At 70.2% G+C, this 13,593-nt stretch carries 17 protein-coding genes; 11 read left to right on the forward strand and 6 right to left on the reverse strand.

Annotated elements, in window-relative coordinates:
• Positions 1-66: 66 nt before the first annotated feature.
• Genes AB0N22_RS02960 through AB0N22_RS02975 form a run of 4 tightly spaced genes read left to right on the forward strand, consistent with a single transcriptional unit; the run spans position 67 to position 2,763 of the window.
• The gene (locus AB0N22_RS02960; protein ID WP_364635865.1) at positions 67-501 is read left to right on the forward strand and encodes an SRPBCC family protein; all 435 of its coding nucleotides are present in this window, start codon (positions 67-69) and stop codon (positions 499-501) included.
• Positions 498-782, forward strand: a complete 285-nt coding sequence (locus AB0N22_RS02965; protein WP_364635868.1) for a hypothetical protein — start codon at positions 498-500, stop codon at positions 780-782. The genes AB0N22_RS02960 and AB0N22_RS02965 overlap by 4 nt, the downstream gene beginning before the upstream one ends.
• Positions 779-1,726, forward strand: a complete 948-nt coding sequence (locus AB0N22_RS02970) for an ROK family glucokinase (protein ID WP_364635871.1) — start codon at positions 779-781, stop codon at positions 1,724-1,726. Before AB0N22_RS02965 ends, AB0N22_RS02970 begins: the two co-directional genes overlap by 4 nt.
• On the forward strand, positions 1,726-2,763 hold the full coding sequence (locus tag AB0N22_RS02975; RefSeq protein WP_364635874.1) for an ROK family glucokinase: 1,038 nt from the start codon (positions 1,726-1,728) through the stop codon (positions 2,761-2,763). Before AB0N22_RS02970 ends, AB0N22_RS02975 begins: the two co-directional genes overlap by 1 nt.
• Here AB0N22_RS02975 and AB0N22_RS02980 read toward each other — a convergent pair.
• The gene (locus AB0N22_RS02980) at positions 2,669-3,070 is read right to left on the reverse strand and encodes a hypothetical protein (protein ID WP_364635877.1); all 402 of its coding nucleotides are present in this window, start codon (positions 3,068-3,070) and stop codon (positions 2,669-2,671) included. The genes AB0N22_RS02975 and AB0N22_RS02980 overlap by 95 nt on opposite strands.
• Positions 3,063-3,839, reverse strand: coding sequence for an alpha/beta fold hydrolase (locus AB0N22_RS02985; RefSeq protein ID WP_364635880.1), 777 nt, complete (start codon positions 3,837-3,839; stop codon positions 3,063-3,065). Before AB0N22_RS02985 ends, AB0N22_RS02980 begins: the two co-directional genes overlap by 8 nt.
• 78 nt (positions 3,840-3,917) lie before the next feature.
• On the opposite strand from AB0N22_RS02985, the gene AB0N22_RS02990 reads away from it, so the two are divergent.
• From AB0N22_RS02990 to AB0N22_RS03010, 5 genes are all read left to right on the forward strand, one after another.
• The gene (locus AB0N22_RS02990) at positions 3,918-4,670 is read left to right on the forward strand and encodes a lysophospholipid acyltransferase family protein (protein ID WP_364635883.1); all 753 of its coding nucleotides are present in this window, start codon (positions 3,918-3,920) and stop codon (positions 4,668-4,670) included.
• 38 nt (positions 4,671-4,708) lie between these two features.
• Entirely contained in the window at positions 4,709-5,725 is a 1,017-nt protein-coding gene (locus AB0N22_RS02995) for a 6-phosphofructokinase (protein WP_364635886.1), read from the forward strand.
• Between the two features lie 25 nt (positions 5,726-5,750).
• Positions 5,751-6,227 carry a DUF427 domain-containing protein gene (locus AB0N22_RS03000; RefSeq protein ID WP_364635889.1) on the forward strand — a complete coding sequence of 159 codons (477 nt, stop codon included), beginning with the start codon at positions 5,751-5,753 and terminating at the stop codon, positions 6,225-6,227.
• 88 nt (positions 6,228-6,315) lie between these two features.
• The gene (locus tag AB0N22_RS03005) at positions 6,316-7,620 is read left to right on the forward strand and encodes a class II 3-deoxy-7-phosphoheptulonate synthase (RefSeq protein ID WP_364639187.1); all 1,305 of its coding nucleotides are present in this window, start codon (positions 6,316-6,318) and stop codon (positions 7,618-7,620) included.
• A 56-nt stretch (positions 7,621-7,676) separates the two neighbouring features.
• Positions 7,677-8,150 (forward strand): DUF1990 domain-containing protein, encoded by a 474-nt coding sequence (locus tag AB0N22_RS03010; RefSeq protein ID WP_364635892.1) that lies wholly within the window; start codon positions 7,677-7,679, stop codon positions 8,148-8,150.
• A 77-nt stretch (positions 8,151-8,227) separates the two neighbouring features.
• Here AB0N22_RS03010 and AB0N22_RS03015 read toward each other — a convergent pair whose 3' ends face one another.
• The 3 genes from AB0N22_RS03015 to pknB are packed head-to-tail and all read right to left on the reverse strand — an operon-like array spanning position 8,228 to position 11,706.
• The gene (locus tag AB0N22_RS03015) at positions 8,228-8,758 is read right to left on the reverse strand and encodes a carboxymuconolactone decarboxylase family protein (protein ID WP_364635895.1); all 531 of its coding nucleotides are present in this window, start codon (positions 8,756-8,758) and stop codon (positions 8,228-8,230) included.
• 4 nt (positions 8,759-8,762) lie between these two features.
• Positions 8,763-9,635 carry a DMT family transporter gene (locus AB0N22_RS03020; protein ID WP_364635898.1) on the reverse strand — a complete coding sequence of 291 codons (873 nt, stop codon included), beginning with the start codon at positions 9,633-9,635 and terminating at the stop codon, positions 8,763-8,765.
• 4 nt (positions 9,636-9,639) lie between these two features.
• On the reverse strand, positions 9,640-11,706 hold the full coding sequence (gene pknB, locus AB0N22_RS03025) for a Stk1 family PASTA domain-containing Ser/Thr kinase (RefSeq protein WP_364635901.1): 2,067 nt from the start codon (positions 11,704-11,706) through the stop codon (positions 9,640-9,642).
• A gap of 135 nt (positions 11,707-11,841) precedes the next feature.
• On the opposite strand from pknB, the gene AB0N22_RS03030 reads away from it, so the two are divergent.
• On the forward strand, positions 11,842-12,240 hold the full coding sequence (locus AB0N22_RS03030) for a ribonuclease domain-containing protein (RefSeq protein WP_364635903.1): 399 nt from the start codon (positions 11,842-11,844) through the stop codon (positions 12,238-12,240).
• Positions 12,237-12,653: a barstar family protein gene (locus tag AB0N22_RS03035; protein WP_364635905.1), complete on the forward strand. Its 417-nt coding sequence runs from the start codon at positions 12,237-12,239 to the stop codon at positions 12,651-12,653. The genes AB0N22_RS03030 and AB0N22_RS03035 overlap by 4 nt, the downstream gene beginning before the upstream one ends.
• On the opposite strand, the gene AB0N22_RS03040 is transcribed toward AB0N22_RS03035, so the two are convergent.
• Positions 12,628-13,590: a polyprenyl synthetase family protein gene (locus AB0N22_RS03040; protein ID WP_364635908.1), complete on the reverse strand. Its 963-nt coding sequence runs from the start codon at positions 13,588-13,590 to the stop codon at positions 12,628-12,630. The genes AB0N22_RS03035 and AB0N22_RS03040 overlap by 26 nt on opposite strands.
• Positions 13,591-13,593 lie beyond the last annotated feature (3 nt).

Here is a 13,593-nt window from a genome sequence, read left to right on the forward strand (position 1 = left end):
GAGCGCGGCACCCGGGAGCAACACCACTAGCATGGGAACTCACATCGAGCCGGACGAGGAGGGGTGATGGCGCGGACCACGAGCGACATCGTCATCGACGCTCCGGCGAACCAGATCATGGACGTCATCGCCGACTTCGGGGCCTACCCCGACTGGGCCACGGGCGTGAAGGCGGCCGACATCGTCGACGCCGGCGACGGGCGGGCCAAGCAGGTGCACTTCGTGCTGGACGCCTCGCCGATCCGCGACGAGTACGACCTCGGCTACACGTGGGACGGCGACCGCTCCGTGTCCTGGAGCCTTGCCGAGAAGGGCTCGATGCTGAAGTCGATGGACGGCGCCTACATCCTCGAGCCGGTGGACGACGCCCGGACGCGCGTGACCTACCAGCTCGCCGTGGACGTCTCGATCCCGCTGCTGGGCATGCTCAAGCGCAAGGCCGAGAAGGTCATCATCGACACGGCTCTCAAGGGGTTGAAGAAACAGGTCGAGTCGCTGTGAGCGAGCAGAGCTCCAGCTCCGCAGCCTCGGACCCCGTCGGCTCGGTCGCCGAGGAGGCGTTCAAGCTGTTCCGCGTCATGGCCTCGCAGCCCCACGCCGCCGAGGCCACCGACAGCTCGTCCCACGTGTGCACGACGACGTGGTGCCCCGTGTGCCAGGTCGCCGGCTTCGTGCGCGACAACCCGGAGGCCGTCGCCAAGGTGACGGACTCCGCTGCACAGCTCACCCGCTCGCTCCGCGAGCTCATCGACACCGCTCTGACCCCACGGGACGACTCATGACACTGGCCGTTGGCGTCGACATCGGCGGCACCAAGATCGCGACCGGACTCGTGTCCGACGAGGGCAAGATCCTCGACTCGGCATCTGAGCCCACCCCCGACGACGCGACCAAGATCCCCGCGATCGTGGCCGACCTCGTCGAGCGCCTCGTCGGCGACGAGAACGCTGCCGGCATCGGCATCGGCGCTGCCGGGTTCGTCGGCGAGGATCGCTCGACGGTCCGCTTCGCGCCCAACATCGACTGGCGCGAGGAGGCCCTCGGCGAGCACGTCCGCGCCCTGGTCGACCTGCCGGTGGTCGTGGAGAACGACGCCAACGCCGCGGCGTGGGGCGAGTTCCGGTTCGGCGCGGGCGAGGACACCGACGACCTGCTGCTCGTCACGATCGGCACCGGCATCGGCGGTGGCATCGTGCACCGCGGCCAGCTCTTCCGTGGCGGCTTCGGCGTGGCAGCCGAGATCGGCCACATGCGTGTCGTGCCCAACGGCATCCTGTGCGGCTGCGGGCAGCACGGCTGCTGGGAGCAGTACGCCAGCGGCAGTGCCCTCGTCCGCAACGCGCGCGAGCGGGTGGCCAACGACGACGACGGAGCCGGGGCGATCGCCGCCCTCGGTGACGGCGACCCCAACCGGATCACCGGCCCCGGCATCACCAAGCTGGCCCAGGCGGGCGACCCCTTGGCGGTCGAGCTGCTCGCCGACCTCGGTCGGTGGATGGGCGAGGGAATCGCCGTGCTGACGACGATCCTCGATCCCAGCGTCATCGCGATCGGCGGTGGTGTCGGAGCGGCCGGGGACCTGCTGATGAACCCGATCCTCGAGGCGTTCGAGACCAACCTGCCCGCACGTGCGCACCGCCCCGAGGCGGCGCTCCGCCTGGCCGCGCTCGGCAACGAGGCCGGCATCATCGGCGCCGCCGATCTCTCCCGCACCGAGCCCGCCTGATGGCCGACAAGCTGGCCGTCGGCATCGACATCGGTGGCACCAAGATCGCTGCCGGCGTCGTCGACGAGGACGGTCACGTGCTGGCCCGGCTCAAGCGGGAGACCCCCACGACCGAGCCGCTCGAGGTCATCGACGCGATCGCCGACATCACCGAGGAGTTCCGCCGCGAGCACCACATCCGTGCCATCGGGGTCGGGGCAGCCGGGTTCGTCGATGCGACGCAGTCAACCGTCCTGTTCGCCCCGCACCTCGCCTGGCGCCACGAGCCGCTGCGCGACGCGGTCGCCCGCCGCACGGGACTGCCGGTGCTGGTCGACAACGACGCCAATGCCGCGGGCTGGGCGGAGTGGCGCTACGGCGCGGCCCAGAACGAGGCCGACCTCGTGCTCATCACGCTCGGCACCGGCATCGGCGGCGCGATCGTCATCGACGGCCAGCCCTACCGCGGTCAGTTCGGCATCGCGGGGGAGTTCGGCCACATGCAGGTCGTCCCTGACGGCAACCAGTGCGAGTGCGGCAACCGAGGCTGCTGGGAGCAGTACGCCAGCGGCCGCGTCCTGACCCGCCGCGCCCGGGCCGCCGCGACCGAAGGGACCGAGTTCGGCAAGACCATCCTGGCCGAGGCCGGTGGCGAGGTCTCGGCGATCGAGGGCCACCTCGTGACCAAGCACGCGCAGGCCGGCCACGACGAGGCGATCGAGTGGATCGCCGAGGTCGGCGACTGGCTGGGCGTCGGCATCGCCAACCTGGCCGCGGCTCTTGACCCCGGCATGTTCGTGATCGGTGGCGGGGTCAGCGACGCCGGTGAGCTGCTGGTCGACCCGGCGCGAGCCGCGTTCAGCCGTACGTTGACCGGCCGGGGCTACCGCGCCGAGGCGAGGATCGTGCGGGCCCACCTCGGCCCGGAGGCCGGCCTCATCGGTGCCGCGGACATGGCCCGGCTCACAGCACGGCGCCGTCGTCCGGCCAATCCCTCCGCGAGGGCCCGTGTTCGGGCAACTGCAAGATCAAGTAGATCGCCGCGCCGACGAAAGTGAGCGCGGCGGCCGCCACGATCGGCCGGTCGAGGAAGACGCCGGCCATCGTCGCGACGACGAGCGTCAGCGGCGCTCCGAGCACTCCTGCCCAGGCGAGCATGATGCCGCGGCGGCGGGGGATCAGAGGCGTGGGCTCGACCTTGCGGTAGAACGGCTCCTCGGTCTCGGCGGCATCGATGTCGTCGTCCGTCAGTGGTGACCATGCCGGTTCGGGCTCCTCGACAGGCTGCTCCTGCGGCTCGTCGATGAACGACAGGTCGAGCTCGAGGCCCTCGACGATCTTGTCGAAGTCGTCCCGCTCAGTCATCGGGATCGCCCGTGTGCTCGGCGATGAATGCGGCCGTGCGGTCGAAGATGAGCTGGTCGTCGTTGTCGATCGTCGCGACGTGATAGCTCTCGGGCAGCGCCACGACCTCGGCCACGGCGGACGAGACGCCGGCCCGGATCAGGTCGACCGACGTCGGGTCGAGGACGTGGTCCTCCTCGGACTTGAAGATCAGCAGCGGCTGGGTGACCTTGTCGAGGTTGGTGCGGACGTCCTTCCACATCACGAGCTGCGACGCGAGCGCCTTGAGGGGCGTGCGGCTGTAGCCGACCTCGTCCTGCCCGGGCTTCTTGATGTCGTTGCCGATGCCGGGCATCGAGCGGACGAGCCACTTGAGGACGGGGAGCAGCTTGAGGTCGAAGCGGGCGAGGTTGACGGCGGGGTTGACCAGCACGACGGCATCGACGTCGGCGGGTCGCTGCTCCGCAAGGCGAAGCGCCAGGCAGCCGCCCATCGACAGGCCGGCGACGACGACGTGGTCGCACCGCGAGCGCAGGTCGGTCAGGGCCGCGTCGACCTCGGCGTACCACTGCTCCCAGGTCGTCGAGTTCAGGTCCTGCCAGGTCGTGCCATGGCCGGGCAGTCGCGGCACCCGCACCGTGTGCCCGAGGTCGGCGAGCTGCCTGCCCCACGGCGTCATCGAGGCCGGCGAGCCGGTGAAACCGTGGCTGAGGAGCACGCCCACGCGCCCACCGTCGGCGGAGAACGGCTCGGCTCCGGGCAGCAGTCCAGGTGACGTCGTCGAGGTCATGGGTCCATCTTCCCCCATGACGGTGAGGATCGGGTCGCCTCATGCGAAAGGCGTCCGGTTCAGAGTAGTGTCCTGTCCGTGTTCTATTGGTTCCTGAAGTTCCTCGCACTGGGCCCGTTGCTCAAGTTGATCTTCAGGCCGTGGGCCGAGGGCACCGAGAACGTGCCCAAGGAGGGTGCCGTCATCCTGGCGAGCAACCACCTCTCGTACGCCGACTGGCTGTTCATGCCGCTCGTCATCCCGCGTCGGGTCACGTTCGTGGCCAAGGCCGAGTACTTCGAGGGCTCAGGCGTCAAGGGCTGGCTGCAGAAGACGTTCTTCTCCGGCGCGGGCCAGGTGCCGATCGACCGCACGAGCGGCTCCGCGGCGGCCGGCGCGATCAAGACGCAGCTGCGACTCCTCGCCGACGGCGAGGTCTGCGGCATCTATCCCGAGGGCACTCGCTCGCACGACGGCAAGCTCTACCGCGGCCGCACGGGTGTCGCCCGCCTGGCGCTCGAGGCCGGCGTCCCGGTCATCCCGCTCGCCGTCATCGGCACCGACGTCGTGGCCCCTCCCGGCAAGGTCTTCGGCAGGTTCGCCCGTCCCGGGGTGCGCTTCGGCAAGCCGCTGGACTTCAGCCGCTACGAGGGCATGCAGGACGACCGGTACATCCTTCGGGCGATCACCGACGAGATCATGTACGAGATCATGCGGCTGTCCGAGCAGGAGTACGTCGACCTCTACGCCCAGGACGCCAAGAAGCGCGATCGTGACGCCGAGCGCGAGGCCGCCAAGGTCGCCGCCCGCGCCGAGGCGGACGAGGTCTGGGACGAGATCAAGCCCGAGTAACGCAACCACCAACGAAGGGAAGCTCGATGCGCGTCGGCATGCTCACTGGGGGAGGCGACTGCCCCGGGCTCAACGCAGTCATTCGTGGGGCCGTGCGCAAGGGCGTCTCCACGTACGGCCACGAGTTCGTCGGCTTCCGCGACGGTTGGCGTGGTCCGCTCGAGAACGACACCATCCAGCTCGACATCAACGCAGTCCGCGGCATCCTGCCCCGCGGTGGGACGATTCTGGGCTCGTCGCGCACCAACCCGTTCGCGATCGAGAACGGCGTCGAGCGCATCAAGGACAACCTCGCGGCCAATGGGTGCGAGGCGTTGATCGCGATCGGCGGTGAGGACACCCTCGGCGTCGCGACCAAGCTCGCCGATCTCGGCGTCAACGTCGTCGGCGTCCCCAAGACGATCGACAACGACCTGTCGGGCACCGACTTCACGTTCGGCTTCGACACCGCGGTCAACATCGCGATGGAGGCCATCGACCGCCTGCACACGACCGCGGAGTCCCACCACCGGGTGCTCGTGGTCGAGGTCATGGGCCGGCACGCGGGGTGGATCGCGCTGCACGCCGGTCTCGCCGGGGGCGCCAACATCATCCTGATCCCTGAGCGCCCGTTCGACATCGACAAGGTGTGCGCCCAGGTCGAGAGCCGCTTCGCGACGCACTACTCACCGATCATCGTGGTCTCCGAGGGCGCGGTCCCCGCGGACGGCGGCTCGATGTCGCTCATCAGCGGCGAGAAGGACGCCTTCGGCCACGTCCGCCTGGGCGGCATCGGCGACCGGCTCGCGTCGGAGATCGAGCAGCGTACGGGCAAGGAGGCCCGGGCCGTCGTGCTCGGTCACATCCAGCGCGGCGGCACGCCCACGGCGTTCGACCGCTGGCTCGCGACCCGGTTCGGGCTGCACGCGATCCAGGCGGTGCACGAGGGCGACTTCGGCACGATGATGTCGCTCCGCGGCACCGAGATCGCGAGGGTGCCGCTGTCCGAGGGCACCAAGGAGCTCAAGGTCGTACGTCCCGAGCTCTACGAGGAGGCCGAGGTCCTCTTCGGCTGACCGGTGGACACGTACGCTCGAGAGCATGGCTGAGCGTGCTGTCGAGAACGTGTGGGACTACCCGCGTCCGCCGTCGATCGAGCCGAGTGACGAGCGGCTCGTGGTCCGCCTGGGCGGCCAGGTCGTCGCCGAGACGGCGTCATCCTGGCGGGTGTGCGAGACGAGCCACCCGCCGACCTACTACCTGCCGCTCGAGGCATTCGTCGCCGGTGCGTTGCGCCCGGCGACGGGCTCGACCGTGTGCGAGTGGAAGGGACGCGCGTCCTACTTCGACCTTCTCGGAGGAGGCCGGACCGTGCGGCACGGCGCCTGGACCTACCCGGCACCCAGCGATCGGTTCGCGGACCTCGCCGGACACGTGGCCATCTATCCCGGCAAGGTCGACGAGTGCACGGTCGACGGCGAGGTCGTCCAGGCGCAGGACGGTGACTTCTACGGGGGCTGGATCACGTCGCGCGTCAGCGGGCCCTTCAAGGGCGCTCCCGGCACGCTCGGCTGGTAGTCCACGAGAGCGAGCGTGTGCGGGGACACATGAGCCTGCCGAGTACCCTTGATGGGTGAGCATTCCCAGCCTTGACGACCTCCATGCGATGGGTGCTGCCCAGCAGCCCACGTATGTCGATCCGTCCGCCCGCGACGCCGCGGTGCAGACGCTGCGGAAGATGCCGCCCCTGGTGTTTGCGGGCGAGTGCGACGCCCTGCGCGACCGGCTCGCCGAGGTCGCCCGCGGCGAGGCGTTCCTGCTGCAGGGCGGTGACTGCGCCGAGACCTTCGAGGGCGTGACGGCCGAGAACGTCCGCAACAAGCTCCGCGTGCTGCTGTCGATGGCGGTCGTGCTGACCTACGCCGCGAGCGTCCCGGTCGTCAAGGTCGGCCGCCTCGCCGGCCAGTACGCCAAGCCCCGGTCCAGCGACTCCGAGACTCGTGACGGGGTGACGCTGCCGGCCTACCGCGGCGACGCCGTCAACGGCTTCGACTTCAACGCCGCGTCCCGCGCGCACGACCCGCAGCGACTCGTCGACGTCTACAACGCGTCGGCCGCCACGCTCAACCTCGCGCGCGCGTTCACGACCGGCGGCTACGCCGACCTGCGCCAGATGCACGCCTGGAACACCGACTTCGTCAAGAGCAGCCCTGTCGGCGAGCGCTACGAGCGCATCGGCGCCGAGATCGATCGTGCGCTCGCGTTCATGGATGCGATCGGCGTCGACCCCGACGAGTTCCACACCGTCGACTTCTTCTCGTCCCACGAGGCGTTGATCCTCGAGTACGAGCACTCGATGACGCGCATCGACTCGCGCACCGAGCGCCCGTACGACGTGTCGAGCCACTTCGTCTGGATCGGCGAGCGCACCCGCCAGCTCGACGGCGCTCACGTCGAGCTGATGAGCAAGATCGCCAACCCCATCGGCGTCAAGCTCGGCCCGACCAGCACCGCCGACGACGCGATCGCGCTCTACGAGAAGCTCAACCCCGAGCGCACGCCGGGCAAGATCACGTTCATCACCCGCTTCGGCGCGGGCAAGATCCGCGACGGGCTGCCCCACCTCGTCGAGAAGGTCACCGCCGCCGGCATCGAGGTCGCGTGGGTCTGTGACCCCATGCACGGCAACACGTTCGAAACGTCCAACGGCTACAAGACGCGTGAGTTCGACGACGTCATCGACGAGGTTCGCGGCTTCTTCGAGGTGCACCGAGCCCTGGGCACGTGGCCCGGCGGCGTCCACGTCGAGCTGACCGGCGACGACGTGACCGAGTGCGTCGGCGGCGGCGCGAAGCTGTCGGCCGAGGACCTCACGCACCGCTACGAGACCCTCTGCGACCCTCGCCTCAACCGGGCCCAAAGCCTCGAGCTCGCCTTCCTGGTGTCCGAGATGCTGTCCGGTCGTGGCTAGGTGACCTCACGTGGCGTCGGGATCGATCGCAAGGGCTTCTCGGCAATGGTCGGGGCATGACTGACCTGACGTACGCCGAGGTCGGCGCGACGGCTCGCGAGCCGCTGCCCGACGGCTACCACCACGTACGCGCGACGCGGTCCCTCGGTGTCGTCGACCTCGACGAGGCTGCCGAGGCGATCATGACCTGGCAGATGCAGGAGCGATCGGGCGTGCGACGCACCAGCGGCCCTCCACGGGCGACGCTGGGCGCGGACGTGACCTTCAGGTTCTACGGCCAGCAGATCCCGTGCCGCGTGGTCGACGTCGTGGACGAGCCGGACCGGCGCGGATTCGCGTACGGGACGCTGCCCGGGCACCCGGAAACGGGGGAGGAGCGCTTCGCCGTCGAGCGGGACCCGGCGACGGGCGAGGTGACCGCGATCGTCACGGCGTTCTCCAACCCCGCTCTGTGGCGCACGAGGCTCGCCGGGCCGGTGGGCCGGCTGCTGCAGAGGGCGATGACCCGGCGCTACCTCAAGGCCCTCTGACCTCGCGATGTGTGAGGGCGTGCACCCCCTGGTCGCCCGCGACCGGTGCACATGGTCATGAATCGCAGGGGTGGGGCTCAGGCCTCCGGCTGCACCTTGAGGGTCAGCAGCACCGTCGCGAGGGAGTCGTACTGCCCGCACAGGAGCAGGAGCTCGATCAGCTCGGCCTCGTCGAGGTGTGCGCTCACCGCCGCCCAGGTCGCGTCGTCGATGAACTTGTCGTCGACGAACTGGTCGGCGACCGCGAAGAGGGCCCGTTCCCGGTCGCTCCAGCCGGGCCACGTCTCGTCGGCGAGGCGGTCGATCTCGGCCGGCGTGATCCCCACCTTGCGACCGATGCGCACGTGGTGACGACGCTCGTACTCGCACTCGCGGATCGTCGCGATGCGCAGGATGACGAGCTCGCTGTCACGCCGCGGCAGCCGGCCACCGGGCATGAGCCTGCCGCTGTAGTACAGCCACCCGCGGAACAGTCGGCGCTGTCGCCCCAGGGTCGTGAAGACGTTGGGCTTGTGCCCGCCGATCACGCGACCGGCGAGGACGCTCACTCCGTAGTTGACGAGTCCGAGCTCCTTGAGCCCACCGGGCGCGATGCGGGGTTCGTCCATCGCGTCAGTCTAGGGGAACTTGTACGCGCGTCTCACTCCGTCCCGACGACTCCGCGAGGACCATGGCAGCCAGGACGAGCGCGCCGCCGAGCAGCAGTCGCCAGCCCAGCCCTTCGTCGCCGAACGTGATGGCGAACGTCGCTGCGAAGACCGGCTCCATCGTCATCAGGAGCGCGGCCCGCGCGGCGTCCAGCTGACTCTGGGCCCAGGTCTGGGCCACCATCGCGAGGGCGCCGGCGACGAGTGCCATGTAGACCGTCGCGGCCCAGTCGGCGGACCGGTCGGGCAGCGTGAGCCCGCCGGGAGCTGCCGCCACGAAGCACAGGATCGCGATGACCCCCATCTGGATCGTCGCCATCGCGTACGCGTCCCGGGCCGTCGACCACCGCGACAGCACGACGATGTGCACGGCGTAGAGGAGGGCGCACACGAACGTGATCGACTCGCCGAAGCCCACGGCAAAGCCGCGCAGCGACAGGATCCCGAGACCCAGGGTCGACAGGCCGACCGCGATCCAGACCGTCCGGGAGACGCGCTGCCGGAACGCGAGCGAGGCGAGCACGGGGGTCGCCACGACGTACAACCCGGTGATGAACCCGGACACGCTCGCGTCCGTGTGGCCGAGGCCGACCGTCTGCATGATCTGGGCGACGCCGTAGATGCCACCGGCGTACGCGCTGCGGCGCCGCACCTCGGGGGAGAGGCGGCCGATCGCGCGGGGTGCCAGCAGCAGCATCGCCACGAAGGCGATCGTGAACCGTACGGCGAGGAAGTCGGCGGCCGGCACGCGGTCGAGCAGGTCCTTGATCAGGAAGAACGTCGAGCCCCACACCGCGGTGACGCCCAGAAGCGCTGCCGCAGCCAGACGGGTCCGCACGGGTTCAGAAGCCGACGATGGTGACGGTCGTGCCCTTGCGCCGCTCAGCACCCGCGGACGGGGTCTGGGCCTTGACCGTGAAGTTGCCGGCGCCGAACGCCATGACCTTGAACCCCGCACGCTTGAGGATCACCAGCGCGGAGACGCGGGGTCGGCCGACGACGTCGGGGACCTCGATCAGCTCTGGACCCTTGGAGACCGTCAGCGTGATGGTGTCGCCCTTGGTCCCGGTGCCCTCGTTGGGGGTCTGGGCGAGGACGTCGCCCTTGTCGACGTCCTCGCTGAAGACCTCGCTCGCGGACACCTTGAAGCCGGCTTCCTCGAGGCCGTTCTTGGCCTCGCTGAAGGGCCGCCCGCGGTAGTCCTCGATCTCGATCGGCCGGGGGCCACGGCTCACGGCCAGCACGACGCCGGTGCCGCGCTTGAGCTGGTCGGTGTAGGTGTAGTTGACGGGGCCGACGACGCGACCCTTGCGGACCTTCTCGTCGTACACCTGCTTGGTGTCGGTGACGTCGAGCTTCTGCTCCTCGAGCGCTGCCGTGGCTGCGGCGAGGGTCATGCCCTTGATGTTCTTGGGGATCAGGAATCGTTCCGGCCCCTTGGAGACGACGGCCTCGATCGTGCTGCCGGGCAGGATCTTGTCGCCCGGGCCCGGGTCGGTCTCGATGACCTGGCCCAGCTCGAACTTCTCGGAGAACTGTCGCTCGGAGACCTTGAACTCGAAGCCGGCCCTCTCGGCGGTCTCCTGCGCCGAGGTCTCGGCGCTGCCCACCAGAACGGGGGTGTCGTCGTAGCGGCCGACGCTGAACCAGTAACCGACCGCGAACACGACCAGCGCCAGGACGATCGTCAGGATCAGGAGGTTCCGGCCGCGGTGGGACTTCGCCTCGCCGGCCCGAGCCTTCTTGTAGTCGTCCGCTGACATGGCGGGGTGCAGCCCGATCGGACGGTCGGCGGTGGGCGGCAGGACCGGTGGGGTGTCGAGACCGGCGCGAGGCTCCGGGTCGACGCGCGCCGAGGAGGAGAGCCCGTCGGACCACTGGACCGTCGCCTCGCTGACGTGCACGGCCTCCGTTGCCTCGGAGTCGGCCGCCGAGGCGACCGAAGCGGCGGATGCAGCCGATGCGGCCCGGGGGACCGGTACGGTCGGGGCGCTGTCGCCGCTGGTGGCCCGCGCGCCGGGCTTGAGGTCGGCGACCAGGTCCGGGTCGTCGGCTAGGCCGGCGTCGAGGGCTCGCTGCACCGATCGCACCTGCTGCAGCATCACCCGGGCGTCGGTGGAGCGCTGGTCGCGGTCGCGGACGGTCGCTCGCGCCACCAACGCATCGACGTACGCGGGGATGCCGGCCCTGACCGCGGACGGCGGGCCGATGTCCTCGTGCACGTGCTTGTAGGCGACCTGGATGGGCGACTCGCCGGCGTGCGGCTTGAGCCCGGTCAGCATCTCGTAGAGCATCGCGCCGCAGGCGTAGACGTCGGAGCGTGCGTCGGCGCCGTCGTTGGTCACGATCTCCGGTGCCAGGTAGGAGACCGTGCCGATGAGTGTGCCCCCGGTCGCCGTGGTCGCCGCGCTGACGGCGCGGGCGAGGCCGAAGTCGGCGACCTTGACGTCGCCGTCGGGGGTGATGAGGACGTTCTCGGGCTTGACGTCGCGGTGGATGATCTTGGCGGCGTGCGCGGCCGACAGCGCCACGAGGACCTGCTCGAGCAGCTCGAGGGCGCGATAGGGCGGCATCGGCGCCTCTTCGCGCATGACGTCCCGCAGGGTCCGGCCGGGGACGTACTCCATGACGAGGTAGGTCACGTCGCCGTCGCGGCCCTGGTCGAAGACCGAGACGACGTTGCGATGGTTGAGCTTGGCGGCGGACTTCGCCTCGCGGACGAAGCGGTCGGTGAACTGCTGGTCGTCACCGAGGCCGTGGTGCATGACCTTGATCGCGACGGCGCGGTCGAGCCGACGGTCGACGGCCTGGAAGACGCTGGCCATGCCCCCGCGTGCAATGCGGTCGCCGACGAGGTAGCGGTCGTCGAGGACGCGCCCGACGAGGGCTTCGTCGCCCGTCACTGTCACGCCGCACTCCCTCGAGATATGGATCCCCCGACCCGTCCATTGATTCTAGAGACTCTTCCACATCATCACCGTGACGGTGGGCGTGTCACGGTCTTCTCGTGACGTTCCCCACGCCGGATGAGGGACGATGGGCTCATGCGCCGCGGTGGATGGATCGTCCTGCTGCTGGTTGCCGGCGTCGTGCTCGTGGTTCTCGGCAACCGCGGCCAGACAACAGGTGACGAGCCGCGGGCGTCGGCGTCGTCGCAGACCCCTGCCACGGGCTCGGGCCAGGGGCTGCCACCGCAGGCGTTCGAGACCATCGCCCTGATCGAGGCCGGCGGACCGTATCCCTTTGACCGTGACGGCGCGGTCTTCATGAACCGTGAACGCCGGCTGCCCGCTCACGAGCGTGGCTACTGGCGGGAGTACACCGTGCCGACGCCCGGCGAGTCCGACCGGGGTGCCCGTCGCATCGTCGCAGGGCGAGGTGGCGAGCTCTACTACACCGCCGACCACTACCGATCCTTCGTACGTGTGGAGGCCCGTCGATGACCGCGACCTTCGCCTCGGTGCTGTCCGGTGCCGTGACGCCGGGCCTGTTCGCCTGGCGGGGCCGGCCCGACCGCGACCTGGTGGGGGAGGCCGAGGCAGCGGGCTGGGAGGCGCTTGGCCTCGACACCCGCAACGTCTCGTCGTTCGAGGAGTTCTACGACGAGGTCGCCCGCGCATGGGCGCTCCCGGACTGGTTCGGTCGCAACCTCGACGCGTTGTTCGACGTCCTGGCGGATCTCGCCGTGCAGCCCACGCTCATCGTCTGGGACGGCCTGCGCCGTCTCGCGGAGCTCGACCCGGTCCAGACCAGCGCGATCCTCGACGTGCTGCGGGACGCCTGCGGCCAGGCGGCGGTGCTGGTGGTCATCGTGCGGGACGACCTGGAGATCAGCGAGTTCGACGGGTTGCTGTGAGCGCAAGGGGACCCAGCACGTCGCGCGCGTCGGCTCCCAGCCGGTCGATCGCCTCGTCGGCCTGAGCTTCGAGCCGGGCGATGTCACCCTCCACGGCCGCGAGCGCGCCGGACGTACGAATCAGGTCCCGCACGGAATCGACGCCTTCGGCCGTGCCCAGGGAGGTCCGGAGCAGCTCGCGCCCGGCTTCGTCCGTCAGCTCGGCGGCGCGGGCGACCAGCACGGTGCGCTTGCCCTCCCGCAGGTCGTCGCCGGCCGGCTTGCCGGTCTGCTCGGGATCGCCGAAGACGCCGAGCACGTCGTCGCGCAGCTGGAACGCCTCGCCGAGCGGAAGGGCGACCTCGGTCAGGGCGGCGATGAGCTCGGGACCGGCACCGGCCAGGGCGGCGCCGATGTGCAGTGGCCGCTCGACGGTGTACTTGGCGGACTTGTAGCGCACGACCGTCATGGCCTCGGCGACCGAGAGCGACTCCCGCGTCTGCCCCGCGACGTCGAGGAACTGCCCCGCGACGACCTCGGTCTTGCACCGGTCGAGGAAGGAGAAGGCGTCGCCTGCGTGCGGCAGCCCGTTGCTCCGGAACAGCTCGTCGCACCATGACAGCATCAGGTCGCCGAGCAGGACGGCCGCCGACGTCCCGAAGCCGACGGGGTCGCCGTGCCGGGACTCCTCGCGGTGCCGCGCCTCGAAGGCGCGGTGGATGCTGGGCCGGCCGCGCCGGGTGTCGGAGCCGTCCATGAGGTCGTCGTGCACGAGCGCGCTGGCCTGCAGCCACTCGAGGGCGGCCGCTGCCGTCACGATGCCCGGCTCCTCGGGATCGCCGCCGGCGACGAGCCACCCGGCGAAGCAGAACTGGGGGCGCAGCCGCTTCCCGCCGGCGACGAAGCCGATCGCGGCGTCCGCGAGGCCTTGCAGGTCAGGACCCAGCTCGGCGAGCACGCC

The sequence above is a fragment of the Aeromicrobium sp. NPDC092404 genome (genome assembly GCF_040684095.1).
In the GTDB taxonomy this organism is placed as follows: Bacteria; Actinomycetota; Actinomycetes; order Propionibacteriales; family Nocardioidaceae; genus Aeromicrobium.